This is a genomic window from Flintibacter sp. (genome assembly GCF_046973065.1).
On sequence record NZ_JBKVXZ010000051.1, the window covers coordinates 1 to 26,717 of the forward strand.

Genomic DNA, 26,717 nt, shown 5'->3' on the forward strand with positions numbered 1-26,717 from the left:
TCCCCGGCCTGTCTTACCTGGACGAGCGGCGCTATCAGCTGCTGCTGCTCAACTCCATTTTGGGCGGCGGCTGCTCCTCCCGACTGTTTCAGCAGCTGCGGGAACAGCGGGGATTGTGTTACTCCGTGTATTCCTACGTCTCCGACCACGCCGACACCGGCTTTCTGGGTATCTACACCGGCCTGAGCCGGGAGCAGGAGGAGCCCGCCCTGGAGACGGTGCGCGCCATCGTCTCCCAGCTGGCGGACCATGGTCCCTCCCAGGAGGAGCTGGACCGGGCCCGGGAACAGGCCAAGGCCAACATTCTCATGGGGCTGGAGTCGGTCCAGGCCCGCATGAGCCACCTGGGCAGTTCCATGCTGCTCTATGGCCGGGTGCGGGAGCCGGAGGAGCTGCTGGCGGCCTACGACCAGGTCACCCGGGAGGACCTGCGCACCCTCAGCCAAGAGATCTTCACCTTCCCCCGGGCCTCCCTGTCCGCGGTGGGCCGGGTGCGCTCCGGCGAAGAGTACGCCAACTGGCTGGAACACGGCACCTTTTAACCTGTCATATACAAAACAAGGCCGCCCAGATGGGCGGCCTTGTTCGTTATAAGCGGTCTCCGGCGGTCAGGCGGCCCTGGATGAGGCGGCTGACCGTCTGGGCCAGGAAGGACACTCCGGGCAGGCGCACCACCTCCCGGCCGTAGATCTGCCGGGCGGCGGGCAGTTCCCGCTCCCCACCGGTGTAGATGCACACCACCTCCACCCCCTTCTTCCGCAGAGCCGCCGCCTCCTGGGCGGCATCCTTCACCCCCAGCACCCCGCTGTAATCCCGGTTTCCGTGGAGCAGGCTGTTGCTGGGGATTTTTTGGTCGTCATTGGGGCTGGCGTCGGAGAGGACGATGAGCAGCCGCCGGCCTTCCTCCTTGTTCCGGTCCAACAGCCAGCCCATGGCCCGCAGGGCCAGGCCGTCCCGGTTCCATCCGGCAGCGGCGTAGTCAAAGATCTTTTCATCCGTTCCCTTATCCTGGTAGTCCCGATAGACACGCAGTACCGTGCAGCCGCTGACGCTGCAAAAGGAGCTCACCCGCACCGGGATCTGGCACCGGCCCAGGCTGGCAGCGATGAGGTAGGCCTGGGCGGCCAGATTCTCCTGCTGGCCGTTCTGGGAGGCCGAGCCGTCCAGCAGCAGGTCCACCCACAGTTCCCCCGGCTCCCGGGTCTGGCGGCGGGTAAAGATCTGCTCCTCCCCCAGGGCTGCGCCCCGCCAGGCCGTCTGAGGCCGAAGGCTGCCCCACCGGCTGGGGCTGTCGTCCTCCTCCCGCTGGAGCAGGAGGGTATTCTCCAGCGCTTGGGACAGTCTGGCCATAGCCAGGCGGTATTGTCCCTTGTGTTCTTCAAAATAGGCGCGGTTTTTCTGCCGCTGGAGCTCAAACAGGGCCCGCTCCCGGGCGCATGCCCCCTTTACCGGGCGAGAGATGGGCTCCCCCTTGGTGAAGTGGAGGCGGCAGTTCCGGTGGTCTCCGGTGCACAGTTCCTGCTCTGCCTGGGCCAGCTCTCCCGGGGAGAGCAGACTGGCCCCGAAGCATCCCTCTACATAGTCCCGCAGCACCCGCTCTCGGGTCTTGGTCTGCCAGAAGGGGCTCAGCCGCTTTTTCCCCAGCAGGCCGCCTCCCTGGCCCTTGCTCTCTCCCGGGCCGCTGAGCCGCCTCAGGGCGTCTCCCCGGTTCCGGCCGGGCTGCCAGGCGGCAAAAAAGCTGCGGTCCACCCGGCTGCTGCCCAGCTGGTCCAACGTGCTGCGCCGGGGACGGCGGTACCACCGGTACAGCAGGTCCTCCACCCCCTGGCGCACCTGATCCCCGCTCCAGGTTTGAGGAAATTCCAGTTGGTCCAGCACAGCCTTCTCACGGGAGCTCTCCCGGTGGGGCTGATCCAAAGCCCGTGCCCACCAGCACCCCCGCAGGCTCTCCCCCTCATTCCGGTCCTGGGGCGCGGGGAGCCGGGCCAAAGCCTGAGCGGCGTAGTCCCGGCGCAGCGCTTGGAGCGCAGGGCGCTCCTCCTGCCACCGCAGGGCGAGACAGCGCTCCAGCCCCATCCACAGCAAGTCGCTGTACAGCGCTCCCCGGGCGCTGCCCTCAAAGGAGCGCAGCAGGGGCTCCAGAGTCTCCTGCCACCCCTCCCGCTGGGCCAGGCCCACAATGGTGTTCAGGTACACCGGCGCCCGGCCATCCGGCCCTATGGCCCGGTACCAGGGGTGCAGTTGGTAGTCCCCCGCTCCGTTCCACACCTGGTTGTCCGCCCGACGCGCCTCCATCTCCCGGCAATCCATCTCAGTCCTCCATCAGCTGGCCCCGGCATGCTTCCCGGGGGATACGGGCGGCAATCACATCGGCGGCCAGCTGCCGCTCGTAGGGGTCAAAGGCCTTGTTCACCAGCCCCAGCTCCAGAGCCTGCCCGGCGGTGAGGCCATGCTCGATAAGCCGCAGAGCGGCCAGCAGTCCACGCAGATCCAGGGTACGGGTGGAGATTTCCCCGCTCTGGCACTTGTCCCGCAGGTCCTGGAACAGGGCGGCAAACTGCCCCACCCACTTGCTTTTTAGATGGGGGAAGGCCCGGCGCAGCAGCTTTTCCAGGTCCTCCTGGGCGATCACCGGCATATCCACCACCGCAAAGCGGGACACCAGGGCCTCGTTGAGCTCCCGGGTGCCGGCGTAGCCGTAGTTCATGGTGCCGATAAACCGGGCGGCATCGTCCAGAGGGACAGGGCGGTAGCCCGGCACGTCAAGGACCCGGCGGAAATCCAGGGCGGCGTGGAGCACGGCCAGGGCCTCATTTTTGGCCATATTCACCTCGTCCAGTACGCCAAAGCCCCCCAGGCGGGCACACTGGCACACCGGTCCCTCCCGGAACACCACCTCGCCCTCCTTCAGGGTGTCTGCCCCGATGAGGGAAGCCGCGTCGATATTCACATACATGGAAACGTTCCACACGGGACGCCCAAAGGCGGCGGCCAGATTTTCCGCCAGCACGTTTTTTCCCGTGGCCTTTGGGCCGGAGAGGAGCAGGTTTTCCCCGCACAGCAGAGCGGTGGCCGCGGCCTGCCATACCTCCCGGCCGTAGTACAGCAGCTTGGGCCGGATCAGCCGTCCCTGTGCCTCCTGGGGCACCGGGTGCTCCGCCCGAAAGGCCCGAATGGCCTCCAGCAGCCCCCGGTCTATCCCCTCCTGTTCCAGTTCCTCAAAGAGCTCCATGCTCCTCGCCTCCTGATTTGCTCTTCGTGATCTCCCGCACATGGAGGACTGGCTCTTCCACCGTAAAGCGCACCTCCAGCCCTCCGAAGGCCATGCCGTACACCCGCTCCGGGTCGTGCTGATAGGTGGGGCGTGGGTCCTGGGCCAGCACGCCGATCAGCGCCTCCCGCAGTTCCTCCGGCACCTGAGCGAGCAGTTCCGGGGGGATATCCACCTCCAGGGTGGCCTCCTTGGGCGCGCTGGCAAAGCCTCCCACCGCCTGGGGACGGCAGTCGGCGTAGGGAATATAGGGCTTGATATCATAGATGGGACTGCCATCCATCAGATCGGCCCCGGTGACATGGATCACCGGCCCCTGAGGGGTGTGCAGCTCCACCCCTTCCAGCCCCACGCAGCTCAGCCCGATGGGATTGGGACGGAAGGGAGAGCGGGTGGCAAAGACCCCCATGCGGGTATTGCCCCCCAGACGAGGCGGGCGCACCGTGGGCGACCAGTCCTTGCGCACCGCCTGGGAAAACTGCCAGATAAGCCACAGGTGGGAAAATCCCTCCAGCCCCCGCAGAGCATCGGGATTGCGGTACTCCGGCTCAAAGACAATGGTGGCTTTCAGCTCCTCCACCAGACCGCTCTGCCGGGGGATACCAAACTTGGTGGGAAAGTCGCTGTGGATGCGGGCGATAATATGCAAGGCACTCTGTTCTGCCATGGTAAACTCCTTTTCTATTCACAGGCCGGGACGGTTTTCCCGCCCCGGGCGTTTGATCTGCCTCCATTGTACCGAGTCTCTTCTGGGATTGCAAGGACTACCAGGTGGCCATTCCCCACCGGCCGGACGCATGTTTGGACGCATACACCAGGCCCAACGCCGCCTTCTCTGGTGCTGACAGATACCCGCTGTTGTGCTATTCTTTTAGTTAGATTTAAAGTTTTTGCGGTATGCTGAACATCATAGACTTCTTACCATCTGGAAGGAGGCGCGTAAAGATGCGCATTCTGCTTGCTGAGGATGAACGTTCCCTGTCCCGGGCGGTCATTGCCCTACTGGAAAAAAACAATTACTCCGCCGATGCGGTTTATGACGGCCAGGAGGCCCTGGAGTACCTGGAGGCGGGAAACTACGACGCCCTCATCCTGGATCTGATGATGCCGAAAATGGATGGACTGACGGTGCTGCGCACCCTGCGGGAGCAGGGCAACCCCATTCCGGTGCTGATCCTCACCGCCAAATCCGAGGTGGACGACAAGGTGCTGGGGCTGGACACCGGCGCCAACGACTACCTCACCAAGCCCTTCTCCACCCAGGAACTCATGGCCCGCATCCGCGCCATGACCCGCAGCCAGACCGGAGGACAGGTTACCAGCCGCCTCACCTTCGGCAACATCACCCTGGATCAGGCCACCTTTGAGCTCTCCTCCCCTGCGGGCAGCTTCCGCCTGGCCAACAAGGAGTTTCAGATGATGGAGATGCTCATGCGCAATCCCAGGCAGATCATCCCCACCGAGCGCTTTCTGGAGCGGATCTGGGGCTATGACAGCGAGGTAGAACTGAGCGTGGTGTGGGTGTACATCTCCTACCTGCGTAAAAAGCTCTCTGCCCTGCGCTCCAACATCCAGATCAAGGTCACCCGGAACGCAGGCTATTCTTTGGAGGGACCGGTATGATTAAAAAGCTGCGGGCCAAGCTCATTCTGGCCTGTATGTTCTCTCTGGCTGTGGTGCTGCTGGTCATTCTGGGCGGTGTCAATCTGATGAGCTATCAGAAAGTGGTCTCCGACGCCGACACCGTGCTGTCTCTGCTGGCGGCCAATGACGGCGCATTTCCCAAGCTTCGCGCTCCCCAGGAGGAAAAGGACGAGGGCTACTTTGCCCCCTTTGGCACGCCGGGAGGCAAGCCGAACCTGTTCAACCAGCGGATCATGTCTCCCGAAACCCCCTACGAGTCCCGTTTCTTCTCCGTTTTGCTGGGGGAGGACGGTCAGGCGGTAGAGACGGACACAGGCCAGATTGCCGCCGTGGACGCAGAGCAGGCCACCGACTACGCCCAGAAAGCAGCCGCGTCCGGAAAGACCTCCGGATTTTTGGATGACTACCGCTTTCTGGTCCAGAATGAGTCTGGAGGCATACGGGTCATTTTTCTGGACTGCGGCCGCAGTCTCTCCTCCTTCCGCACCACCCTGCTGGCCAGCGTATCTCTGGCTGTGCTGGGACTGGCAGCGGTGCTGTTCTTACTGCTGATCCTGTCCCGGCGCATTGTGCGCCCCATGGCAGAGAGCTATGAGAAGCAGCGCCAGTTCATTACCGACGCAGGCCACGAGCTGAAAACCCCCATGACCATCATCAGCGCAGACGCCGATCTGGCCGAGATGGAGTGCGGAGAAAACCAGTGGCTTACCGATATCCGCCGCCAGGCCCAGCGTCTGACCGCCTTGACCAACGACCTCATCTACCTCTCCCGCATGGAGGAGGAGCAGCCTAAACTGCAGTATATCGACTTTCCCATCTCCGACGTGGTGGAGGAGATGGCCCAGTCCTTTGCCGCTCCCGCCCGCAGCCAGGACAAGGACTTTCAGGTACAGGTGCAGCCCATGCTCTCCTTTAAGGGGGATGAGAAGGGGATCCGCCAGCTGGTCTCCATTCTGCTGGATAACGCCCTAAAATATTCTCCCCCCGGCGGACAGCTGGCGCTGCGCCTGGAAAAGCAGGGGCGCAATCTGCTGCTTACCGTATCCAACACCTGTGCTCAGCTCATGGAGCAGGACAAGCTCCCCCATCTGTTTGACCGCTTCTACCGCACCGACCAGTCCCGCAACAGTCAAAGCGGCGGCTACGGTCTGGGGCTGTCCATTGCAAAGAGTATCGTCTCGGCCCACAAGGGCAAAATTCGGGCCGAGAGCCCCGACGGAACACAGCTGACAATACAGGTTACATTGGCCGCCGGATAAGGCGGCCAATTTTTTTGCTCTTTTTTAAGTTGGCTTAGGGTTAACAGGGTATTCTGGTTCCAGAATGATCCACCACCTTCGGTGCGGAACAGAAAGGAGACCCGCTATGTATCACGATCGCTTTGACGCCCCTCTTGACCAGGAGCAAGGCCATTCTTCTCTTCCCATCAAACATGACGCACTGGCTTCCCACAAAAACCAGCGCAGCAAGCTTCGCCGCCTCTCCGGCCGCGTGGCCTCCCTGCTACTCAGCGGCGCTCTGCTGGGCGGCGCAGCTGCCGGCTCCTTCTATGGCGTAAACCAGCTTCTGCCCGACTCCTCCAATGGCCAGACGGTCTCGGCCCAGACTACATCCGGGGTGCTCACCTCTCTGGGCAGCACCTCCGGCACATCCACACGCTACGGCATGGACGTCTCCGACGTGGCGGAGAGCGCCCTGCCCGGCGTAGTGGCCATCACCAACATCTCCGTGCAGGAGGTGCGCAGCTACTTTAACCGCTTTGGTCCCAATGGAGCGGGCCAGTCCCAGATGGAGGAGACCACCAGCTGCGGCTCCGGCGTTATTTTCTCCATGGATGACACCTACCTCTATATTGTCACCAACCAGCATGTGGTGGACGGCGCCACCACCCTCTCGGTGAGCTTTGTGGACAACGCAGTCTGTGAGGCCCAGCTTTGCGGCACAGACGCGGATGTGGACATTGCCGTGCTTAAGGTAGCCCTGTCCAACCTGAGTGCGGATACCCTATCTCAGATCACCGTCATCCCCATCGGCAACTCCGACGAGCTGGATGTAGGCGAGCAGGTAGTGGCCATCGGCAACGCTCTGGGCTACGGCCAGTCAGTCACCACCGGCATCGTCAGTGCCCTGGACCGTGCCCTCACCAGTGAGAACGGCACCACCTCCACTTATATCCAGACCGACGCTGCCATCAACCCGGGCAACAGCGGCGGCGCCCTGCTCAATCTGGACGGCGAACTCATCGGCATCAACACCGCCAAGCTCTCCAACACCGACGTGGAGGGCATGGGCTATGCCATTCCCATCTCTGACGTGGCGGATCTAATCTCGGAGCTGATGACCCAGACTACCGACCTCTCCCAGACCTCCGCCACCCAGGCCTCTTACTACGTCGCTCCCTGGAACCGCGCCTGATCCGTCCGCGCCGGAAAACCGGACCGGCGCAGACTACCCCAGCACTTCCGGATCATGAATAAAAGGAGCCGGAGGGAAAGAGTATCTTTCCCTCCGGCTCCGATTTTGTTTTTTCTGCGCAAGGCGGCACAAAAGACTCAGCCCGTTGTCTCCGGTTCCTGATTCCGACTGCGGCACTCGGGGCACAGATACATCAGCTTCAGGTCGTAGGCCAGAATGGGCACATCCACCTGGGTCTGTAACCGCTGGGTCAAATCCCCCAAATCGATATCCACCAGTTTGCCGCAGCCCTGGCACACCAGGTGGTCATGCCGCTGGATGCGGTCATACCGGTCGGGCATCCCCTCGATGGACACCTTGCGGATCCGTCCATCCTCCCACAGGCGGTTGAGGTTATTGTACACTGTGGCCAGGGCCACCTTGGGATAGACCTGCCGCAGGGCGTGAAAGACCTGCTCCGCCGTCATGTGGCTGCGGGAGTTCTCGATCAGTTCCAGCATGGTTTTTGCGTATTTTGTCATGGTATCGTTCCCTTAATTAGAATCATTTTAATTCCAATTGTATCCTTTTTTACAAGGAAGTCAAGTGGAAGTTCCTCCTCTTCATATGCAGACGGCGCGCCGGACAGGATGTTTCTCTGTCCGGCGCGCCGGTTTCTTTAATTCGGTTTCCGGGCCGCTCAGGGGCGTCCCAGGCGCATTTTAAAGTCCTGATAGCCAAATTGGGTCAGCCTGGTGAGGTTGCCCGCCCGGTCCAGCCGCCAGATATCGGGCAGCGGTATACCGTTGAAGGTGTTGTTTTTGCAGGTGGTGTAGATGGCCATGTCGCCAAAGAGGACCAGGTCGCCCACCTGGAGTTCCACCTCAAAGACGTAGTCCCCTACCACGTCGCCCGCCAGGCAGGTGGGACCGGCCAGACGGAAGGGGTACCCCTCGCCCGGCTCGGTGTCGGCCCCCAGGATGGGGGGCTGGTAGGGCATCTCCAGCACATCGGGCATGTGGCAGGCGGCGCTGGCGTCCAAAATAGCGATTTTGGTGCCGCTGTTTTCCACAATGTCCAGCACCCGGCTAACAAAGTAGCCCGCGTTCAGGGCCACCGCCTCTCCCGGCTCCAAATAGACGGTGACACCCCAGGCCTGCTGGGCGTGACGGATGCAATCCTCCAGGGCAGCAAGGTCGTAGTCGGGGCGGGTGATGTGGTGCCCGCCCCCCATGTTGAGCCACTTCATCCCGGTCAGAATGTCCCCGAACTTCTCCTCTACCGCCTGAAGGGTAGTTTTCAGGTCGTCAGAGTTCTGCTCGCACAGGGTGTGGAAGTGAAGGCCGTCAAGCAGCGCCAGGGTGTCCTCGTCCATCTCCTTGTCCCACACATCCCGGGTCACTCCCATGCGGCTGCCGGGGGCGCAGGGGTCATAGATGGCGTGGCCCTCCTGGGTTGAGCACTGGGGATTGATGCGCAGCCCCAGGCTCTTGCCCGCCTCTTTGCCCCGGGGGCCAAACTGCTTAAGCTGATGGATGGAGTTGAAGACGATGTGGTCGGCGTATTGCAGGAGCTCCTCAAACTCGTCCGCCCGGTAGGCCCCGCAGAACACGTGGACCTCACCCTGGGGCATCTCCTCCTTGCCCAGCTGGGCCTCATAGAGGCCGCTGGCCTCGGTGCCCGCCAGATAGGAGGCCAGGAGGGGATAAAAGTCGTAGTTGGAGAAGGCCTTCTGGGCCAGCAGCACTTTGCAGCCGGTACGCTCTGCCAGGGCGGCGAGCACCTGGCCGTTTTCTCGCAGCCGCTCCTGGTCGATCACATAGGCGGGGGTAGGAAGCTCAGCAAACAGGGCTTTGGGGTCGTAGTTTCCAAGGCCCGCAAACTGGGGATCTTGTAAGGTCTTATATCCCATCAGTCTACCAGCACGGGGTTGTGGTTCTCGCTGCGGGGCAGGCCGTACTTGTCCAGCGCGTCCAGGAAGGGATCGGGATCAAACTCCTCCACGGTGTGTACGCCCTTCTCGGTCCACTTGCCGGTGAGCAGCATGAGAGCGCCGCACATGGCGGGCACGCCGGTGGTGTAGCTGATGGCCTGGCTGGCCACCTCCTTGTAGCACTCCTGGTGGTCGCACACGTTGTAGATGTAGTAGGTCTTGTCCTTGCCGTCCTTCTTGCCGGTGAAGATGCAGCCGATGTTGGTCTTGCCGTGGGTGCGGGGACCCAGGCTGGCGGGATCGGGCAGCAGGGCCTTCAGGAACTTGATGGGCACGATCTGCTGGCCCTCAAACTCGATGGGGGTGGTGGACAGCATACCCACGTTCTCCAGACACTTCATGTGGGTAAGGTAGCTCTGGCCGAAGGTCATGAAGAAGCGGATGCGCTTCACTTCGGGGATGTTCTCGGCCAGAGACTCGATCTCCTCGTGGTGCAGGAGGTACATGTCCTTCTCGCCCACCTGGTCGAAGTTATACTCCCGTTTGATACTCATGGGGGGGATCTCCACCCAGTGGCCGTCCTCCCAATAGGAGCCGGGAGCAGACACCTCCCGCAGGTTCACCTCGGGGTTGAAGTTGGTGGCGAAGGGATAGCCGTGGTCGCCGCCGTTGCAGTCCAGAATGTCGATGGTGTCGATGGTGTCAAACTCGTGCTTCTTGGCGTAGGCGCAGTAGGCCTGGGTCACGCCGGGATCGAAGCCGCAGCCCAGCAGGGCGGTGAGGCCAGCCTTCTCAAACTTCTCCCGGTAGGCCCATTGCCAGGTGTAGTCGAAGTAGGCAGAGAATCCCTTCTCCTTGCAGCGCTTCTCATAGGCGGCCTTCCACTCGGGCTCCTCGATGTCCTCGGGCTCGTAGTTGGCGGTGTCCATGTAGTTGACGCCGCACTCCAGGCAGGCGTCCATGATGGTCAGGTCCTGGTAGGGCAGGGCAATGTTCATCACCAGGTCGGGCTGGTAGCTCTTGATGAGGGCGACCACTTCCTCCACCTTGTCGGCGTCCACCTGGGCGGTGGTGATCTTGGTGGCGGTCTTTCCGGCCAGTTCGGCGGCCAGGGCGTCACACTTGGACTTGGTGCGGCTGGCGATGCACAGCTCGGTAAAGACCTCGCTGACCTGGCAGCACTTGCGGATGGCTACGTTGGCCACGCCGCCGCAGCCGATGACTAATACTCTGCTCATAGTTTATTCTCCTTTATCGTCAAAATTGGTTTTTCCCCTTTTGCTTTTCGTTATTTGGACAGGGCCAGCAACAGCTCCCGCAGCACCTTGCAGGCGGTGGCGGTGGACACGCCGCTTTGGTCCAGCATGGGGGCCAGCTCGTTCACATCCGCTCCCACCACGTTGGTCTTAGCCACCAGCTGGATGGCCTCCAGCAGCTGGGGGAAGGTGACGCCTCCCGCCTCGGGGGTACCGGTGCCGGGGAAGACAGAGGGGTCCAGGCAGTCCAGGTCGATGGTAAAGTACACCGGCGTGCCGCTGAGGGCCAGCCACCGGGTCAGCTCCTCCAGGCCTTGGAAGTCGAAGGGGTGCAGGTCGGTGTGGACCTTGGCGAAGCGGAACTCCTCCCGGTCGCCGCTGCGGATGCAGAACTGGTGGATGCGCTCATCCCCCACTAGCTCGTGGCATCGGCGGATGACGCAGGCGTGGCTGAGCTTGGCGCCCAGGTAGTCGTCCCGCAGGTCGGCATGGGCGTCAAAGTGGATGACGTGGACATCGGGATAGCGCCGCTGGACCGCCCGGAAGCTGCCCAGGGTCACCAGGTGCTCGCCTCCCAGCAGTAAGGGCAGCTTGCCCGCGGCCAGAATATCCTCCGCACGGGTCTCAATGTCAAGAAGGGCCAGCTCCGCGCTGCCAAAGCACAGCTCCAGATCGCCGCTGTCAAAGATGCGGCAGTCGGTGAGGTCCTTGTCCTGGTAGGGGCTGTACGTCTCCAGGCCGAAACTCTCGTGGCGCATGGCGGACGAGCCGAAGCGGGCGCCGGGACGGAAGCTGGTGGTGGAGTCAAAGGGGGCGCCGAAGAGGACGATCTTTGCCTCCTCAAAGCTGCTGTCGCAGCCGATAAAGGTCTCAATATTTGGGTTCATTACTCTACTTCCTCCAACATCTCCTCCAAAAACGCGGGCAGGAAGAAGGCTCCCGCGTGGAGGCGGACGGTATAATACTTGGTTTTCAAATGCAGCTTGAGCCACTTCTCCCGGTCGAAGTCATCGATGGGGTGGTACTTCTTGCTGGCAAAGCCGAACAGCCAGTAGCCGGCGGCATAGGTGGGGATGTGGGCCTGGTAGACCCGGCTGATGGGGAACGTGTTGACGATGCGCTTGTGGCTGCGCTGCATGGCCTGGGCGTCGTGACGGTAGAAGGGGCTGCCCTGTTGGTTTACCATAATTCCATCGTCCTTCAGGGCGTTATAGCAGATGCCATAGAACTCCCGGGTGAAGTAGCCCTCGGAGGGGCCGAAGGGATCGGTGGAGTCCACGATGATCAGATCGTACTGGGCCTTGCGGCGGCGGATGAAGCGCAGGGCGTTGTCAAAGTAGATGTGCACCCGCTTGTCGTCCAGACGGCAGGCGTTTTCCGGCAGGTACTGGCGGCAAGCGTTGACCACCTGCTCGTCCATCTCCACCAGGTCGATGGACTGGATGCACTCGTACCGGGCCAGCTCCTTTACCACGCCGCCGTCTCCCGCGCCGATGACCAGCACGTCCTGGACGTTGGGGTGAACGGCCATGGGCACGTGGGTGATCATCTCGTCGTAGATGAACTCGTCCCGCTCGGTGAGCATCACGTTGCCGTCTAGGGTAAGCACCTTGCCAAACTCCGGGGTGTCGTAGATGTCGATCTGCTGGTAGTCGCTCTTCTTGGAGTAGAGGTGCCGGTTGACCCGCAGGCTGTGCTTGACGTCAGGGGTATGAAATTCACTAAACCACAGTTCCATCAGCCCACCTCCTGGGTCAGAATGTTGATGTGCTCAATGTCCGGGTCCTCGGGGCCGGTCATGGAGCAGCCCTTGGCCTTGGCGTACTGGATGTACTCCAGAATTTCCTTGGTAATACGCTCACCGGGGGCCAGGATAGGGATGCCCGGGGGATAGCACATGACAAACTCGCTGCATACCTTGCCTACGCTGTCCTCCAGGGGGACGCTCTCCTTGTCGGCGTAGAAGGCCTCCTGGGGGCTGGTGACCACCTCAGGGTCAATGTACTCCTGATTCATCAGGCCGCTGCTGTCGGTCTGGTAGCGGCGGCGGATCTCCGCCAGGGCGCTCACTAACCGCTCCAGCTCCTGGTAGCGGTCGCCGATGGACAGGTAGGCCAGGATGTTGCCGATGTCGCCGAACTCGATCTGGATGTCGTACTCGTCCCGGAGAAGGTCATAGACCTCGATGCCTGCCAGGCCAATGTCCCGGGTATGGACGGAGAGTTTTGTCGGGTCAAAGTCGAAGATGGAGTCCCCGTTCACCAGCTCCCGGCCGAAGGCGTAGTAGCCGCCCACGGCGTTGATTTCCTCCCGGGCGTACTCCGCCATGGCCACCACCTGCCGGAACACCTGCTTGCCCCGCAGGGCCAGGTTCCGGCGGCTGATGTCCAGACTGGACATGAGCAGATAGCTGCCGGAGGTGGTCTGGGTCAGGTTGATGATCTTGCGCACGTGGCCCTCCTGGATGGACGGACCGGTGAGCAGCAGGCTGGACTGGGTGAGGCTGCCGCCGCTTTTGTGCATGGACACCGCCGCCATATCGGCTCCGGCGGCCATGGCAGAGACGGGCATGTTTTCGCCGAAGTAGAAGTGGGTGCCGTGGGCCTCGTCGGCCAGGCAGTACATCCCCGCCTCGTGGGCCATCTTCACAATGGAGCGCAGGTCGGAACAGATGCCGTAGTAGGTGGGGTTGTTCACCAGCACCGCCACTGCGTCCGGGTTCTCCCGGATGGCCTTGGCCACCTGCTCCCGCTTCATACCCAGGGAGATGCCCAGGCGGTGGTCCACCTCCGGGTTTACATACACGGGAATGGCACCGCACAGCACCAGGGCATTGATAACGCTGCGGTGGACGTTGCGGGGCATGATGATCTTGTCCCCCCGCTTGCATACCGACAGCACCATGGTCTGTACCGAGCTGGTGGTCCCGCCCACCATCAAAAAGGCGTGGGCCGCCCCGAAGGCGTCGGCGGCCAGCTCCTCCGCCTGTCGGATGACGGAGATGGGGTGACACAAGTTGTCCAGGGGCTTCATGCTGTTTACGTCAATGCTGACGCACTGCTCCCCCAAAAACTCCGTCAGCTCCGGGTTGCCCCGGCCCCGCTTGTGGCCGGGCACGTCGAAGGGCACCACCCGCATCTGCCGAAAAGTCTGCAGGGCCTCATAGATGGGGGCCCGGTTTTGATCCAGAATACGTTCCTTTTCCATTGGCCAACACCTCACCAAAACAAAAAAACACAAGCTGTATTTGTACAGCTTGTGTTTGAATCAGCAGATATGCCCGCCCTGCCCTCTCCAGGATTTTACAATTTTCCCGCCGGAACGGGGACTTCGGGTGCGGAAGGGCTTGGGGAATATGATTCTGGTACTGAGAGTCTATATAGCAACAAGATACTTTTACTACTCTTATTGACCGTTTCACAAGTCTGCGCAAATACGCATTTCGGTTATAAAGTAACCAACTTATAAAATTTGAGCTTTTAACTCAATCAATAAGGCGGTATACCCGCCAATCGGCAGTGGACCCGGCTGTCCGTATGGCCTTAACTCCCGCAGGAGTGGTCCCAGTATGCTTGGCCAGATAAACTCTAGTCAAATTATTTTCTTTATACCATGAAAACAGACCGCTGTCAATGCTCCTTTGCGCGCTGCGCAAAATTTCTGTTTTCAGGCAGACCTGTAAAAAATCGGAGGAGACCTGCCGTCCGGCCGGTCTCCTCCGTCTCTTATTGCTTCATTACCACCCGCAGCGCCTTACACACCGAGCCGCTGATCACGCAGCCCAGCACCGCCTCGATCACGGCCTGGATGCCCACATAGGCGGCCACAAACAACAGGATATTGTCCTGGAACTTGGCCATCAGCTCCTCTCCCAAGAGGGCCTGGAGCGTGGGGGCGTTCAGAAAGATGATCACCAGCACCGTCATATAGAACAGGGTGTTCAGCACCGGCGCGGCCAGTCCTCCAATGTAGTAGGAGATGGTCTTGCTCCGGTCGATCTTGTGCACGGCCCGGAAAATCCAGCCCACACAGATGCCCATCAGGATGCGGGGAATGATCGTATTTACAAAGCTCAGCAGTACCACCGTGCCGCCGGTGTAGCCCGCCAGAAACAGGGTGCTGAACCCGGTCTTGATGGCCGTGTAAAAGCTGATACAGCCCATCACACCGCCCAAAACGCCGCCGGCCAGAGGCCCCAGCATCATGGCTCCTACGGCCACCGGCACCGTCATAATAGACGCATACTGTCCGGGCAGCGGGATCATGGCCAGACCTGTGATGTTCATCATCAGCAGGATGCCCACCAGCAGCGCCAGTTCAATGAGATACGTGAGCTTCGTCTTTGTCTTACCCATATTCAATTCCTCCTGCTGCCGCTCCTCTCCACGGAGGATGCAGCGCATTTTTTGGCATTTCGCCAGCGGCTATTATACTATGGCCTGTTCATATTTTCAAGGCACATCTTTCCTCGTTTTGTCAACGGGAAAGCGGCCTGCTCTGCCTGTGGCTCTTACAGCATCCTCTTCTTTTTTCCGAACAGGGACCATTCTCTTCAAAAATAAACCCTTGACAAACAAAATCGCCCTCCATATAATTACCAATGGTAACTATATGGAGGGCATATAAATGGAAATTAAGACAATCAAGGCACTGCTTGACGCGTGCTATCAGGCCAAGCGGATCCGGGACCTGCTTCCGGCGCTGCCGCAAGGCGTCACTCCGTCCTATATTCACTATCTGGATACCATCGAATCACTGGAAGAACAGGGAACCCGGGTGAAAGTGTCCGATATCAGCGATGCGTTGAATCTGCCCCGCCCGGGCGTGACCCGAACTGTGAAGGAAATGCAGGCCAAGGGCTATCTCTGCAAGCAAACCTCTCCTGAGGACGGGCGCATCACATACATTTCCGTCACCCAGGCAGGAAAACAGCTGTCCAAACGGTACAACGAGCAATATTTTAGCCGTCTTGCCCCGCTCCTCAGCGATATTTCCCAGGAGGATGCCGCCTGCACCATTCGAACCATTGAGCGCTTTTATGAAGTCATGTCCAAGGGAGGGATCACCGTTGAATAATCAGAACGCTGATTTTACTCAGGGCAGCATTTTAAAAAAGCTGTTTTGGTTTATGGTGCCCATTCTTGGCGCACTCATTTTGCAGGCTGCTTACGGAGCCGTCGACCTGTTGGTTGTGGGCCGGTTTGGTTCCACATCCGGCCTTTCGGCCGTCTCTACCGGAAGCCAGGTGCTGAATTTAGTCACCTTTGTGGTAACACAGCTTGCCATGGGCATTACCGTTCTGATCGCACGGTATCTGGGCGAAAAACGGCCGGAACAGATCGCGCCTCTTCTGGGGGGCGGCGCCTTGGTGTTTGCGCTGATCTCTGTGGGGTTGTGCATTCTTCTGGTGTGTTTTGCCCGGCCCATTTCCATCCTGATGCAGGCTCCCAAAGAATCTCTGGATCTCACCGTGAGCTATATTCGCATCTGCGGAAGCGGCATTTTCTTTATTGTGGCCTATAACCTCCTCTCCGCTATCTTTCGAGGCCTGGGCGACAGCAAATCTCCCCTTCTGTTCGTTTTAGTGGCCTGTGTGGTCAACATCTTCGGCGATCTTTTCCTGGTGGCGGGGCTTCATATGGATGCGGCAGGTGCCGCCCTTGCTACCGTTTTTGCCCAGACCATCAGCGTGATATGCGCGGTGGTAATCCTGCTGAAAAAAGGCCTCCCCTTCTCCCTAAAACACTCCGACTTCCGTTTTAACCCACAGTGCCGCAAATTTCTTGCCATCGGCCTGCCCCTGGCTCTCCAGGAATTTTTGACCCAGCTCTCCTTCCTGGCTCTGTGCGCCTTTGTCAACCGCCTGGGGCTGGAGGCTTCCTCCGGGTACGGTGTGGCCAGCAAGATCGTCAACTTTGCCATGCTGGTGCCCAGCGCCTTGATGCAGTCCATGGCCTCCTTTGTCTCTCAGAATATTGGGGCGGGCAATCCCAAGCGAGCCAAGCAGTCTATGTTTACCGGGATCGGCGTAGGGCTTGGATTTGGCTGCGTGGTCTTTGCCCTGGTCATGCTCAAGGGCGATGTCCTTGCCGGCTTTTTCTCCACTGACGCCGCTGTCATTCAATGCGGATTTGACTACCTGAAGGGCTTTGCCCCGGAAACCATTGTGACAGCCGTTTTATTCAGCATGGTGGGCTACTTTAACGGCAATCAAAAGACTGTCTGGGTCATGGTCCAGGGTTTGGTGCAAACCCTGCTTGTCCGCCTTCCTTTGGCGTACGTGATGAGCATTCAGCCCAACGCCAGTCTGACAAACATCGGCCTTGCCGCGCCGGCCTCCACAGCGGTGGGTATTCTCCTAAATGTGGGATTTTATATCTACCTGAACCGAAAACAGGCCAGAGAAATGCAGCGTTTGGCCTAAACAGCCATGACTTAAATCAACAAAAGAGCAAAGCCGACAGAACGTGTGATTTTTCTGTCTCGCTTTGCTCTTTTTGCTGCTATCCGTCTTTTTCTAATATAAAACAGGGGCACTCTTACCCCATCAGCTCCCGCCGCCGCTGCCGCAGGCAAGTCCAGCCGCACAGGACCAGCGCCGCCAAAACAGCCAGAACGCCGCAGACAAACTCCGTTCCAGGCAGTCCGGTCAGCCGGACCGGATCGTTGGAAAAACGCCCCGCTCCCATCATCACCCAGGGCACCAACCCCCAGCACAGTACCACGATCAGGGGAATCGCCTTGAGGAGCATGGCCACATAGCTGCCGCTGAACTGGGAGAGAACCACGCTAAACCCACAGGCCGCCAAACTGAGCACAACTGTCAGCCCCAACAGGGCCAGCAGATACTGGCCATAGGTCCAGTCAAACCAGGGGTAGCTCTCCCTCCACACGCTGACCATGGGACAATTCCAAAACTTCATCGCTCCGGTGGAGAGAAACGGCCCCAGATAGACCGCGCAGTTGAGCAGGGCGAGCAGCAGTCCGGACAGCAGGGCCGCTCCCATCTGGACGTTCAGCACCCGCCGCCCCCGGCGGGAGGTCCACTGCATGGCCCTGGTGCGGTGTAGGGCGTCCCGCACCAGGGTGGGAGAAATCAGCAGCACTCCGCTGAAAGCGCACCAGATGGCAAAATAGTGGAAGAATTCATCCGTGTTTTCCACCACGGTGCTGGGCAAAAATCCGTAGACGCCCTGCGCCTCGGCCCTCTCAATTCGCCGTACGCTGGCCTGGTGGGCTGGAGAATCCTCGCTAATTCCTCCGCCCCAATCCAGCGCCGATCCCCCACCGGCTAAGCTATCATACTCCTGCATAAATTGGAGCAGTGATTCCACCATGTTTAAATTGGTGTCATAGTAAATGCTCCAATATAGGCTAGAGTCCTCCTCCGTCCGTTCCTCCGCCCGGACACGGTCATTGTAAGCCTTCTCCCAGGCCCCATAGCTCTCATAATCGGTGATTCCCGCCTCTGCCGTCCCTGGGATCTGTGCCACCTGCCCAGCAAACTCCGCCTCCAGCTCCGCCAGCTGGGCGTCCAGCCCGGGCCGCTCCTCCGGCTCTATGGTATTCCCATAGGTCTCCAGCCAGCCGGAGGCCAGCTGGACCTGGGTCCCTCCCCGGTCGTTGCTGGTACTGAAATACTCTAGATAAAAGCCGGTACGGCTTTGAGAAAACACCGCCCCGATGAAAGCGATAGCCAGCAGCAGGCCGGGCCGCCAGATCTTTTTCAGTTCCCATCTCAGCAGGGCCATTCACGCCACATCCTTTCGTCCAAACCGTCTCAGCGCCAGCAGAGCAATCCCGCTCCACACCAGCAGATTCAGAGCCAGACCCACCGTCTCCTGCCAGGGGACCAGCCCCATCTGTCCCAATTCGGTAAACCAGCCGTTGATGGCAAGCCACAGGCACACCGGGGAAAAGGTTGTGAGCAGATAGGCACTCCACAGCCCCAGGTTGGCCAGCGTAGAGGACAGGCCCAGCAGCAGGGCGCAGAAGGCCGTCGCGGCGATGGCGGCCCCGTAGGTGTGCCGGATGAGCAGGCCCGCCACAGCCCCCATGAGAGTAAAGACCGCCACCAGCCCTCCCCCAGCTACAATCATGGCGGAAAAATAGCTCCCCACCGTGAAGTCCGCCCAGGTGAGGAAGGGTCGGGAGTAGAGCATATCCACAAAATAGTTGAACTGGCTGGATACGCTGCTGTCCCAGATGCCGCGGTAGTCCCACAACAGCAGGTAGGGTCCCAGGGTAAATAGAGCCAGCAGGGCATACAGCCCCAAGGCGGCCGCCAAAGCGGCCAGTGTCTTATGTTTCCACAGCCTCCGCCCGGTCCGGCTGACACAGGCCAGGGATTGGGTTCCGCTCAGGCCCTCATATCCCACCAGATACAGGGCGCACAGCAGGCCCAACAGGACACTCTCGGTAAGCAGAACCCGAAACAGGGTGTTATAGAGGTACTGATGGCTGTCATGGGTGATAGGACCCGCATACAGGTCCAGGGCGGCGCCGGTCTGGGCCAGGTGGTCTACCCGGTCCTGGAGCAGGTCATACTTCCAGGCCATCCAGCTCTGGGCCAGGCTGTCCCCCTCCATCACACTCTGGTAAAACTCCGTCAGTTCTCCGGTGTCGTAGTCCTCCAGGGTGTTCTCCAGCCCCACCACCGACTGGCGCAAAAGCTCCCGGTTCTCCGTGTCCGGCAGGGCAGCCAGCCCCGTCTGAAACTCGTCGTCCACCCTCTGGCCCAGCCGGGCGGCATCCGCCGAGGTATCGTGAAAGAAGGCCCGGTCCATGGCAGAGGGAGAGGACAGCAGCAGTCCGTTGAGCGCCAGGCACAGCCCCACAAACACCCACAGGGCGGGCAAACGGAACAGCTTCCGCCACTCCCACACCGCCAGCCTCATACCCGTCCCTCCTCCCGGTAAATGGCCAGAAAGGCGTCCTCCAGGCTGGGGGTTACGGAGACGGCCCCTGCCGGAGGCGTGTTGGACAGAATCCGCAGCACCGGACCGCTCTCACTCTGCCCCTCACTGAGAAGAAGCTGTTCCGGAGATAGCTGGTACTCCGCCGGCACCTGCCACACCTTTCCCTTCCACTGGGCACAGATCTTGGCGGGACTGTCACAGCAATAGAGTCGGTGATCCTTGAACATGACGATCTGCCCGGCAATGGTCTCAATATCGGAGACGATGTGGGTGGACAAGATCACGATGCGGTCGGCGGCCAGAGCGTGGATCAGGTTTCGAAACCGCACCCGCTCCCGGGGGTCCAGCCCGGCGGTGGGCTCGTCCAGCAGCAGCAGTTTAGGGTCGGTGAGCATGGCAACGGCAATGCCCACCCGCTGGCGCATGCCGCCGGAGAAGGTTTTCAGCTTCTTGTCCGCCGCGTCGGCCAGGCCCACCAGGTCCAACAGCTCTGAGATGCGCTGTTCTGCCTCCCGTTTGGGCAGGCACTGGAGGGCAGCGGCGTAACGGAGAAACTGCCGGGCGGTGTAGGAGGGATAAAATCCAAAGTCCTGAGGCAGATAGCCCAGTAACCCCCGGTATTCCGCCCCCAGGGCGTGGATGTCCTCTCCGTCCCACAGAATTTTTCCTTCGGTAGGGAATAGCAGGGTGGCCAGCAGCTTGATGAGGGTGGTCTTACCCGCTCCGTTGGGCGCCAGCAGCCCATACACTCCCGGCTCAAAGGCCAGATTCACGTCCTCCAGGGCGGTAAATTTCCCGTAACGCTTGGTCACATGTTCAACTGACAGCATAGGCTTCTCCTCTCCTCTGCCCCAGGCAGAACCGTTTTAATTCCCGCAGATACAGGGCCAGGGCCGCCCCGGCCAGCACCAGGAACACCGCTCCAGGCAGGGCAGCCAGCCAGGCCGATGCCCCGTCCCAGGCCAACAGAAGTCCCCCCAGCGCCGCCCAGATAACAGCAGGAGCTGCCAGACGCCCCCGTCCCATTCTCTCCAGGCACACCAGGGACAGCAGACCGTAGAGAAACAGGCTGGACAGGGACACCCCCAGCATCCAGTTCAGGGGCAGCTCTCTCCCCAGGGCGCTCCACAGCCACAGGTTGACCGGCACCCACACCAGAACGGAGCCGCCGCCGAACACGATCATCCGCAGGGCGGATACGGCCTGGAGGGACAGGCGGCAGGTCTGCTTCCACTCCAGCAGGCCGGACTGGGATTCTTTCCAGGCCGTCAGTCCCAGCAGCAGGGCATACAGCGCCGGAGAGGCAAAAAAGAGCATGGGGGCCGGGGAGGCCTGTTGAAGTACGGCAGCCAGAAGGGGGATCATCAGCACCACTGCCGCCAGGATGCTCAAAAAGATGCAGTCCACTACTCCAAAAAAGAGCACCTGGGCATTCAAGGCAGTACGGAGAAGCGGTCCAATCCCCAGTTTCGGGACCAATCCACGGTCCAGAATGGCCGAGATGGCGGCCTCCCGCTCCCACGGTTCCAGCATCGGTTCGTTCCAACGCTCCATATCATCCAAACTCCTTTCTCAGCCGGGTCATCAGCCGGTAGTATCGGGTTTTTACCGCCGTCTCCGGCTGACCCAGAATGGCGGCGATCTCAGGGAAGGTGCGCTCTCCGTAAATCCGAAGCCGGTACACCGCCTGGGTGTCCGGGTCCAGTTGGGCCACGTAGGCTTCCAGGCGGTCCAGCAGGTCCCGGTCCTGGACCTGGGCTGCAAAGTCGGTCTGGTCGGGCGCCTCTGTCTCCTCCAGCGGCAGGACATTACCACGGACCTTCCGGCGGCAGTCGATGGCCTTATGGGCGGCGATGCGGTACAGCCAGGTACGAAAGGACGCTTTCCGGCCGTCAAAGGTGGGAAGTGCCCGGAGGACAGCCAAAAAAATGTTCTGCGTCAAATCCAAGGCATCCTCCTTGTGGCCCAGCTGACGGTATGCAAAGCGATACATCTCGTCATAGTAGGCCCGAACCAACTTGTCCGCCGCCTGCCGGGACCCTCGGCGCTGAATGTCCCGAATCCACTTTTGCTCTTCTCCCACTGTCTCACCGCCCTTTATCTATCCATATATTCGTAGTTCAGTGTACCATCGTTTCAAAAAAAGAAAATAGAAAACAAAAAGCGCACCGGACAGGAACCTCTTCCTATCCGGTGCGCTTGAACCGAAGTCCATTTTTGCCGCCATTCGGCTATTCCACTTTCATCATACGATACCCAACGCCAATGTGCGTCTGAATATACTGGGGTGAGCCAGGTTCTTTTTCCAGCTTCTTACGCAGCGTTGCCATAAACACGCGAAGAGAGGCAACGTCATTTCCCCAGCTCCGGCCCTAAATCTGTTGCGTGATGAATGTGTGGGTCAGTACCTTCCCCACATTTTTGCACAGCAAACACAGCAGCTTATACTCGCTGGGGGTCAAGTGGAGCTCCTGCCCATCCAAAAACGCACATCCAGCCGCATAGTCTACTTTCAGCTTCCCGTTTGTAAATACCGCTTCTGTATTTGCTGCGCCAACCTGAAGCGCTGCCAATCGCCTCTGTGTCACCCGAAGCCGAGCCAGCAATTCTTCCACAGAAAAGGGCTTTGTCAAGTAATCATCGGCACCGGCATCCAACGCGTCGATCTTATCGGTGTCTTCGCTCCGGGCGCTGATGACGATGATGGGCAAATTCGACCAGGAGCGGACTCTGTGGATGACCTCCACCCCGTCTATATCCGGCAGCCCCAGGTCCAGCAAAATAATATCCGGATTATGAGAGGACGCCTCCAAAACAGCAGATTCTCCGTTTGCCGCGGTCAAAAACCGGTAATCATGGGCTTTTAATGTGGTCGTAATTAAGTTGCGGACCGGCGTATCGTCCTCAACCACTAAAATCAAGGGTTTATTCATGCAGCTCTACCTCCCCGGCTGGGACAGAAAATGTAAAGATGGAACCATGGGGCAATTGATCCGTGATGGTAATTTCTCCTCCATGTGCGTTGATAATCGATTTACACAGCGCCAAGCCCAGCCCCATACTGCGGCGGCTGTCGGCAATCTGATTGGACACACTGTAAAACATATCAAAAATATGGGGCTTGGCCTGGTCCGGAATCCCCGGGCCGTTGTCGGACACGGAAACATAGACAAAGTTTCCTTGTTTCCGCCACCCAATGTCGATTTCAGACCCTGGCGGCGTATACTTGATGGCATTATCCACAATATTGATGATGACCTGAATGATCAGCTTGGCATCCACCTGCACCAGGAGATATTCTTCGCTGCTTTGCACATTCAGGTGGTATTCTACGCTCTTGCGGTTAATGTGCCGAAGGGCTTCCGCCACGATCTCATCCATCAGCTCTGTGGATACATGCAGGTTCATCCGCCCCTCTTCCAAACGGCTGACGGACAACAGATTTTCCACCAGGTTGATGAGCCACATGGCATCATCATAAATATCGGTATACATCTGTTCCTTGGTCTTTGTATCAAACAAATTCCCGTTGGAAAGCAGATTGTTGGCATTTCCTGAAATGGAGGTAAGGGGCGTGCGCAGATCATGGGAAATAGAACGCAGCAGATTGGCGCGAAGCTGTTCATTTTTTGCCAATACGGCGGCTGCTTCCTTTTCCTCCAGGTTTTTCTGGTTTTCAAGGGCAAGCGCGCATTCTCCCAAAACAGAAAAAAGAATACTTGTCTCAAAGGAATCCAGCGGCTTATCCGATGCGGCAATCCCTACAACCCCATATACCTGCTTACCTGTGCGGACCGACAGATAGGTGCAGCAGGCGTCGGAAAGGGTCTCCGTTCCCGCTCCTGCCCGTTTATTATTGGTCAGGACCCACCGCGCCACTTCCTGCTCCTTTTGCGTGGTGTAGCTGTCCGTAGGCGTGGTCTGATCCAACAGGAAGACGTCCGGTCCCATCAATTCTTCTTGCTGGACGCGGTATGCAACGATGTCCCGTTGAAAGATTTTCAGCAGCTGCCTTGCCGTAACAGAAATAATTTCCTCCTGATTGCCTGCCTTTTGTAGGTTCTGGTCGGTTTCAAACAGAAGCTTTGTCCGCCACGCCACCTGCGCAGAGCGCTTGGCATGGGACTTCAGTTTCGAGGCCAGCGAACCGGTAATCAGCGAGGCAAGGAACATGACCAGAAAGGTAACCGGGTATCCACTGTCATAGGCATGCAGAGAAAACCTGGGTTCCGTGAAAAAGAAATTGAATGTCAGCACACTGACGATGGAGGCAATAAAGCTGCAGATCGAACTTTTGGTGGACACGGAAACCAGCATGACCCCCAAAATATAAAGGGGAATGATATTGGCCTCCGTCAAGCCCCAATTGTAAAACAGGAATCCTATGACAGTCGCTAAAACAAGAATCAAAGCACTTTTCAGCAGATCCAGGATAGATATAGACGGCATATGCATGATTTCCCAATGCTTGGCCGAAAAATGCTTGTTTAACCCATTGTCCGGAATAATATGGATATCCAATTCAGGGGTAAGCTCAATCAAGCGTTCGGTTAAGGATGCCTTTCTAAGCCATGGGCGGGGTATGCCGCTGCGGCCCAGTACGATTTTGGTGACTCCGGACAAACGGGAAAATTCCGAAATCTGATATGCCACATCGTCTCCATAAACCGTCTCAACCGATGCGCCCAACTGCTGGGCCAGATGAATATTGGCCTGGAGCCGCTCTTTATCAGCCTGCGTGATCCACTGAAACTCTTTTGTTTCCACAAACAACGCTGTAAAGCCGCATCGAAAAGCCCCTGCCATTCGAGCGGCTGTACGGATAATTTTCTCATTGGACGGAGCGGAGGACAGGCACACCAGAATGTGCTCATGGGTACGGTACCCTGTTTGGCTGTGATTGACCTGGGTGTATAACGCCGCCCGATCCGCGCAGCGGCGCAGCCCCACTTCCCGAAGGGCGCTTAATTGGGATAACGAGCAGCTGGAAAGCAATGCTCCCTTCTTTTGCTGCAGCAGCCGCTGCTGCAGCCGTTCCGGCTCAACATCAATAAACTCCACCTGGGCCGCCCGGTCAAATACATGATCCGGAATGCGTTCCAAAATGGGGGTTTTCAGGATGGAAAATACAGAATCCTGAATGCTTTCGATATGCTGAATATCCAGCGTGGTATAAACGTCTACGCCCGCCTTCAGCAGCTCCTCTATGTCCTGATAGCGTTTCCTGTGGCGGGAATTGTCCGCATTTCTGTGGGAGAGCTCATCAATCAAAATGAGCTGCGGCCGCCTTTTCAAACAGGCGTCCAGGCTCATATCATCGTCTGACTGCCCGTTTGGCTGCGTTGTGCTGCAGGGCACGTGCTCAAAGCCAGCCGCCAATACTTCGGTTTCAGGCCACTGCTCCGAGGGACTCAGACCAATCACCACATCTATCCCCGCCGCCTTGGCCTCCTGCGCCGCCTTCAGCATCGCGCAGCTTTTTCCGGCGCCGGAAAAATAGCTTGCAAAAATCGTCAGCTTTCCTTGTTTTTTTGCCTGATCTCCCATGTGTTTCTCGGCAGCCATTGCAGTCCCCCCTTCCAGCGGAATTATTATAGCATACTGCTACGCTCCCTGTCCGCAAAGCTTCTGCACGAATTCCAGAATAAAGGGCCGGCGGTCCTGATTGTTCCAGGCAACAAATTGGCTTTGCATGGCCGGATGAATGGGCGTGATTTTCACACTGTCCTCATTGATAAACGGCTGAGCCGGAAGCATGACCTCCCTTTGCCGCACCGCTTTGTTTCGCTCTGCTTTGGAATACAGGATGACAATATCTACATCCCCTGCGCCCAGAGCATGCAGCAGTTCCGGCTCCTCCCCCATGGAAAGGGTACAATGCAAATTTGGGTGTTCCCGCTTCATGTCCTTCAGCACCTGAGACCCCGCCTGCATCGCCCAGGGGTTTGCCGCCGCAATGTTCAGGTCCCCTTGCTCCTCCCACTGATCATATGCTGCATCTCTGTCTGCCTGGTTCTGATCCAGAAAGTCTCCCAGCTTGGAAACCGCGTAGTAGCAAAATGCCGCAACTGCCAAAAATCCTCCAAGCAAAACGATTCCTTCCACAAATGCTTTCATGGATGCCACTTCCTCTCCCAATACGGGCAGCTGTTATATGTGAAAACATTTTTGAATATCGCGCTGTGTTCCCAAAACCAAAACGGTACTGTGCTCGGGCAAGAAGGTATCGGGTTTGATCACCGTCATGGCAAACTTTCCGTTCTGCTTTACCGCCATAATGTTCACATTGTATCGTCTTCTTACATCCAGCTGTCCAATGGTCTTCCCTACCCAGCTGCTTGGAACTTCGATTTCAAAGATAGCGTGGTCATCTCCCAGGGCGATATAATCGTAAATATGATCGGAGCTATAACGGATCGCGGTCCAAATAGCCATCTGCTTTTCCGGATAGACCACTTCATCGGCACCATTGCGCAGCAAAAATTTCGCCTGCACATCCCGCTCTGCCCGTGCAATCACTTTTTTGGCGCCTAACTCCTTTAAGAGGCAGGCTGTTTCCAGGGAACTTTGAAAGTTATCTCCAATCGCCACAATACATAGGTCAAAATTTCTGACGCCTATGGCAGTAAGAAACTCCTCACTGGTGCTGTCTCCAATCTGGGCATTGGTGACGAAAGGAAGGACCGCATCGACTCTGGCTTCATCCTTGTCTACCACCATGACCTGGTGATTTAATTCGTTCAGTTTCATCGCAATATGGCGTCCAAAGCGGCCTAAACCAATCAATAAAATTGTTTTCATAACTCCTCCATTACACCGTTATCCTACGGTAATTCGTTCCTGGGGAAGTCTGGCGCTGTTGCCTTGTACATGAGACAGGGCGGCAAAAATCAAGGTCAGACCTCCTACGCGTCCAAAAAACATGAGTGCGATCAGAAGCAGATGGGAAATGCTGCTGAGCTGCGGGGTAATGCCCAGGGAAAGTCCCACGGTGCCAATTGCCGATGCCGTCTCAAACAAACAGGTGAGAACAGGCAGGTTTTCCACTCGGCTGATGACCAGTCCGGCCGTTAAAAACAGCACTAAGTACATGATCAAAATGGTCGATGCCTGGGATACCACTTCGTTTGATAACCGGCGGTTAAAAAAGCTTGGATGCTCCCTGCGCCGGAACACCGCCAGGGTGTTGGCCAACAGGACCGCGAAGGTGGTGGTTTTCATACCGCCTGCGGTGGAACCGGGAGAGCCGCCAATCAGCATGAGAATGATAATGACGAACTGTCCGGTCTCGCTCAGGGCCG

26 protein-coding genes and 1 pseudogene are annotated in these 26,717 nt (G+C 58.8%); 7 read left to right on the forward strand and 20 right to left on the reverse strand.

Annotated elements, in window-relative coordinates; genetic code table 11:
* On the forward strand, positions 1-542 hold a 542-nt coding region (locus ACLTXB_RS14805), incomplete at its 5' end, for a M16 family metallopeptidase (RefSeq protein WP_428227531.1).
* A 46-nt stretch (positions 543-588) separates the two neighbouring features.
* Here the strand turns inward: ACLTXB_RS14805 and ACLTXB_RS14810 are convergent.
* From ACLTXB_RS14810 to tsaA, 3 genes are read right to left on the reverse strand one after another with little or no spacing between them, the layout of a single operon-like run.
* A complete protein-coding gene (locus ACLTXB_RS14810; RefSeq protein ID WP_428227532.1) occupies positions 589-2,310 on the reverse strand; it encodes a hypothetical protein in 1,722 nt (573 codons plus the stop codon).
* Position 2,311: 1 nt separating this feature from the next.
* On the reverse strand, positions 2,312-3,232 hold the full coding sequence (locus ACLTXB_RS14815) for an AAA family ATPase (protein WP_151076540.1): 921 nt from the start codon (positions 3,230-3,232) through the stop codon (positions 2,312-2,314).
* Positions 3,219-3,938, reverse strand: coding sequence for a tRNA (N6-threonylcarbamoyladenosine(37)-N6)-methyltransferase TrmO (gene tsaA / locus ACLTXB_RS14820; RefSeq protein WP_008982660.1), 720 nt, complete (start codon positions 3,936-3,938; stop codon positions 3,219-3,221). Before tsaA ends, ACLTXB_RS14815 begins: the two co-directional genes overlap by 14 nt.
* A gap of 278 nt (positions 3,939-4,216) precedes the next feature.
* Between tsaA and ACLTXB_RS14825 the strand changes: the two genes are divergently transcribed.
* The 3 genes from ACLTXB_RS14825 (at position 4,217) to ACLTXB_RS14835 (ending at position 7,330) form a co-directional block, all read left to right on the forward strand.
* Positions 4,217-4,894 (forward strand): response regulator transcription factor, encoded by a 678-nt coding sequence (locus tag ACLTXB_RS14825; protein ID WP_008982662.1) that lies wholly within the window; start codon positions 4,217-4,219, stop codon positions 4,892-4,894.
* Complete coding sequence (locus ACLTXB_RS14830; RefSeq protein ID WP_428227533.1) at positions 4,891-6,174, forward strand: sensor histidine kinase; 1,284 nt, start codon at positions 4,891-4,893, stop codon at positions 6,172-6,174. The genes ACLTXB_RS14825 and ACLTXB_RS14830 overlap by 4 nt, the downstream gene beginning before the upstream one ends.
* A 106-nt stretch (positions 6,175-6,280) precedes the next feature.
* Positions 6,281-7,330, forward strand: a complete 1,050-nt coding sequence (locus tag ACLTXB_RS14835) for a S1C family serine protease (protein WP_428227534.1) — start codon at positions 6,281-6,283, stop codon at positions 7,328-7,330.
* A gap of 137 nt (positions 7,331-7,467) precedes the next feature.
* On the opposite strand, the gene ACLTXB_RS14840 is transcribed toward ACLTXB_RS14835, so the two are convergent.
* The 6 genes from ACLTXB_RS14840 to ACLTXB_RS14865 form a co-directional block, all read right to left on the reverse strand.
* Positions 7,468-7,851 (reverse strand): Fur family transcriptional regulator, encoded by a 384-nt coding sequence (locus tag ACLTXB_RS14840; protein WP_428227535.1) that lies wholly within the window; start codon positions 7,849-7,851, stop codon positions 7,468-7,470.
* Positions 7,852-8,009: 158 nt separating this feature from the next.
* Positions 8,010-9,221 carry a carboxynorspermidine decarboxylase gene (gene nspC, locus ACLTXB_RS14845; protein WP_428227536.1) on the reverse strand — a complete coding sequence of 404 codons (1,212 nt, stop codon included), beginning with the start codon at positions 9,219-9,221 and terminating at the stop codon, positions 8,010-8,012.
* Positions 9,221-10,480: a saccharopine dehydrogenase C-terminal domain-containing protein gene (locus ACLTXB_RS14850; protein WP_428227537.1), complete on the reverse strand. Its 1,260-nt coding sequence runs from the start codon at positions 10,478-10,480 to the stop codon at positions 9,221-9,223. Before ACLTXB_RS14850 ends, nspC begins: the two co-directional genes overlap by 1 nt.
* Positions 10,481-10,530: 50 nt before the next feature.
* Positions 10,531-11,385 (reverse strand): agmatinase, encoded by an 855-nt coding sequence (gene speB, locus ACLTXB_RS14855; protein ID WP_008982668.1) that lies wholly within the window; start codon positions 11,383-11,385, stop codon positions 10,531-10,533.
* Positions 11,385-12,236: a polyamine aminopropyltransferase gene (speE, locus tag ACLTXB_RS14860; protein WP_008982669.1), complete on the reverse strand. Its 852-nt coding sequence runs from the start codon at positions 12,234-12,236 to the stop codon at positions 11,385-11,387. Before speE ends, speB begins: the two co-directional genes overlap by 1 nt.
* The gene (locus ACLTXB_RS14865) at positions 12,236-13,705 is read right to left on the reverse strand and encodes an aminotransferase class I/II-fold pyridoxal phosphate-dependent enzyme (RefSeq protein WP_428227538.1); all 1,470 of its coding nucleotides are present in this window, start codon (positions 13,703-13,705) and stop codon (positions 12,236-12,238) included. The genes speE and ACLTXB_RS14865 overlap by 1 nt, the downstream gene beginning before the upstream one ends.
* Between ACLTXB_RS14865 and ACLTXB_RS14870 the strand changes: the two genes are divergently transcribed.
* Positions 13,679-13,966, forward strand: coding sequence for a hypothetical protein (locus ACLTXB_RS14870; RefSeq protein WP_428227539.1), 288 nt, complete (start codon positions 13,679-13,681; stop codon positions 13,964-13,966). The genes ACLTXB_RS14865 and ACLTXB_RS14870 overlap by 27 nt on opposite strands.
* A gap of 257 nt (positions 13,967-14,223) precedes the next feature.
* Here ACLTXB_RS14870 and ACLTXB_RS14875 read toward each other — a convergent pair whose 3' ends face one another.
* The gene (locus ACLTXB_RS14875; RefSeq protein ID WP_020989762.1) at positions 14,224-14,853 is read right to left on the reverse strand and encodes an ECF transporter S component; all 630 of its coding nucleotides are present in this window, start codon (positions 14,851-14,853) and stop codon (positions 14,224-14,226) included.
* A 271-nt stretch (positions 14,854-15,124) separates the two neighbouring features.
* Between ACLTXB_RS14875 and ACLTXB_RS14880 the strand changes: the two genes are divergently transcribed.
* Both ACLTXB_RS14880 and ACLTXB_RS14885 read left to right on the forward strand, forming a co-directional pair.
* The gene (locus ACLTXB_RS14880) at positions 15,125-15,574 is read left to right on the forward strand and encodes a MarR family winged helix-turn-helix transcriptional regulator (protein ID WP_428227540.1); all 450 of its coding nucleotides are present in this window, start codon (positions 15,125-15,127) and stop codon (positions 15,572-15,574) included.
* A complete protein-coding gene (locus ACLTXB_RS14885; protein ID WP_428227541.1) occupies positions 15,567-16,922 on the forward strand; it encodes an MATE family efflux transporter in 1,356 nt (451 codons plus the stop codon). Before ACLTXB_RS14880 ends, ACLTXB_RS14885 begins: the two co-directional genes overlap by 8 nt.
* Positions 16,923-17,037: 115 nt before the next feature.
* Here the strand turns inward: ACLTXB_RS14885 and ACLTXB_RS14890 are convergent, their stop codons facing one another.
* The 10 genes and pseudogenes from ACLTXB_RS14890 to ACLTXB_RS14935 all read right to left on the reverse strand — a co-directional run.
* Positions 17,038-18,249, reverse strand: a complete 1,212-nt coding sequence (locus tag ACLTXB_RS14890; RefSeq protein WP_428227542.1) for a hypothetical protein — start codon at positions 18,247-18,249, stop codon at positions 17,038-17,040.
* Complete coding sequence (locus tag ACLTXB_RS14895) at positions 18,250-19,395, reverse strand: hypothetical protein (RefSeq protein WP_428227543.1); 1,146 nt, start codon at positions 19,393-19,395, stop codon at positions 18,250-18,252.
* Positions 19,392-20,246 (reverse strand): ABC transporter ATP-binding protein, encoded by an 855-nt coding sequence (locus tag ACLTXB_RS14900; RefSeq protein ID WP_428227544.1) that lies wholly within the window; start codon positions 20,244-20,246, stop codon positions 19,392-19,394. Before ACLTXB_RS14900 ends, ACLTXB_RS14895 begins: the two co-directional genes overlap by 4 nt.
* On the reverse strand, positions 20,233-20,970 hold the full coding sequence (locus ACLTXB_RS14905) for a hypothetical protein (protein WP_428227545.1): 738 nt from the start codon (positions 20,968-20,970) through the stop codon (positions 20,233-20,235). The genes ACLTXB_RS14900 and ACLTXB_RS14905 overlap by 14 nt, the downstream gene beginning before the upstream one ends.
* Position 20,971: 1 nt before the next feature.
* Positions 20,972-21,499: an RNA polymerase sigma factor gene (locus ACLTXB_RS14910; RefSeq protein ID WP_428227546.1), complete on the reverse strand. Its 528-nt coding sequence runs from the start codon at positions 21,497-21,499 to the stop codon at positions 20,972-20,974.
* 148 nt (positions 21,500-21,647) lie between these two features.
* Positions 21,648-22,349, reverse strand: a pseudogene (locus tag ACLTXB_RS14915) (response regulator).
* On the reverse strand, positions 22,342-24,981 hold the full coding sequence (locus ACLTXB_RS14920) for a DUF4118 domain-containing protein (RefSeq protein WP_428227547.1): 2,640 nt from the start codon (positions 24,979-24,981) through the stop codon (positions 22,342-22,344). The pseudogene ACLTXB_RS14915 and the gene ACLTXB_RS14920 overlap by 8 nt, the downstream one beginning before the upstream one ends.
* Before the next feature lie 39 nt (positions 24,982-25,020).
* On the reverse strand, positions 25,021-25,533 hold the full coding sequence (locus ACLTXB_RS14925; protein WP_428227548.1) for a LysR substrate-binding domain-containing protein: 513 nt from the start codon (positions 25,531-25,533) through the stop codon (positions 25,021-25,023).
* A 33-nt stretch (positions 25,534-25,566) separates the two neighbouring features.
* Positions 25,567-26,217, reverse strand: coding sequence for a potassium channel family protein (locus tag ACLTXB_RS14930; protein ID WP_008982683.1), 651 nt, complete (start codon positions 26,215-26,217; stop codon positions 25,567-25,569).
* Between the two features lie 18 nt (positions 26,218-26,235).
* On the reverse strand, positions 26,236-26,717 hold a 482-nt coding region (locus ACLTXB_RS14935; protein WP_428227549.1), incomplete at its 5' end, for a potassium transporter TrkG.

Bases quoted from the DNA above. Each gene is read 5' to 3' on its own strand.
- ACLTXB_RS14810 (WP_428227532.1), bottom strand. From the start codon at position 2,310: ATGGATTGCCGGGAGATGGAGGCGCGTCGGGCGGACAACCAGGTGTGG.
- ACLTXB_RS14815 (WP_151076540.1), bottom strand. From the start codon at position 3,232: ATGGAGCTCTTTGAGGAACTGGAACAGGAGGGGATAGACCGGGGGCTG.
- tsaA (WP_008982660.1), bottom strand. From the start codon at position 3,938: ATGGCAGAACAGAGTGCCTTGCATATTATCGCCCGCATCCACAGCGAC.
- ACLTXB_RS14825 (WP_008982662.1), top strand. From the start codon at position 4,217: ATGCGCATTCTGCTTGCTGAGGATGAACGTTCCCTGTCCCGGGCGGTC.
- ACLTXB_RS14830 (WP_428227533.1), top strand. From the start codon at position 4,891: ATGATTAAAAAGCTGCGGGCCAAGCTCATTCTGGCCTGTATGTTCTCT.
- ACLTXB_RS14835 (WP_428227534.1), top strand. From the start codon at position 6,281: ATGTATCACGATCGCTTTGACGCCCCTCTTGACCAGGAGCAAGGCCAT.
- ACLTXB_RS14840 (WP_428227535.1), bottom strand. From the start codon at position 7,851: ATGACAAAATACGCAAAAACCATGCTGGAACTGATCGAGAACTCCCGC.
- nspC (WP_428227536.1), bottom strand. From the start codon at position 9,221: ATGGGATATAAGACCTTACAAGATCCCCAGTTTGCGGGCCTTGGAAAC.
- ACLTXB_RS14850 (WP_428227537.1), bottom strand. From the start codon at position 10,480: ATGAGCAGAGTATTAGTCATCGGCTGCGGCGGCGTGGCCAACGTAGCC.
- speB (WP_008982668.1), bottom strand. From the start codon at position 11,385: ATGAACCCAAATATTGAGACCTTTATCGGCTGCGACAGCAGCTTTGAG.
- speE (WP_008982669.1), bottom strand. From the start codon at position 12,236: ATGGAACTGTGGTTTAGTGAATTTCATACCCCTGACGTCAAGCACAGC.
- ACLTXB_RS14865 (WP_428227538.1), bottom strand. From the start codon at position 13,705: ATGGAAAAGGAACGTATTCTGGATCAAAACCGGGCCCCCATCTATGAG.
- ACLTXB_RS14875 (WP_020989762.1), bottom strand. From the start codon at position 14,853: ATGGGTAAGACAAAGACGAAGCTCACGTATCTCATTGAACTGGCGCTG.
- ACLTXB_RS14880 (WP_428227540.1), top strand. From the start codon at position 15,125: ATGGAAATTAAGACAATCAAGGCACTGCTTGACGCGTGCTATCAGGCC.
- ACLTXB_RS14890 (WP_428227542.1), bottom strand. From the start codon at position 18,249: ATGGCCCTGCTGAGATGGGAACTGAAAAAGATCTGGCGGCCCGGCCTG.
- ACLTXB_RS14895 (WP_428227543.1), bottom strand. From the start codon at position 19,395: ATGAGGCTGGCGGTGTGGGAGTGGCGGAAGCTGTTCCGTTTGCCCGCC.
- ACLTXB_RS14900 (WP_428227544.1), bottom strand. From the start codon at position 20,246: ATGCTGTCAGTTGAACATGTGACCAAGCGTTACGGGAAATTTACCGCC.
- ACLTXB_RS14905 (WP_428227545.1), bottom strand. From the start codon at position 20,970: ATGGAGCGTTGGAACGAACCGATGCTGGAACCGTGGGAGCGGGAGGCC.
- ACLTXB_RS14920 (WP_428227547.1), bottom strand. From the start codon at position 24,981: ATGGCTGCCGAGAAACACATGGGAGATCAGGCAAAAAAACAAGGAAAG.
- ACLTXB_RS14925 (WP_428227548.1), bottom strand. From the start codon at position 25,533: ATGAAAGCATTTGTGGAAGGAATCGTTTTGCTTGGAGGATTTTTGGCA.
- ACLTXB_RS14930 (WP_008982683.1), bottom strand. From the start codon at position 26,217: ATGAAAACAATTTTATTGATTGGTTTAGGCCGCTTTGGACGCCATATT.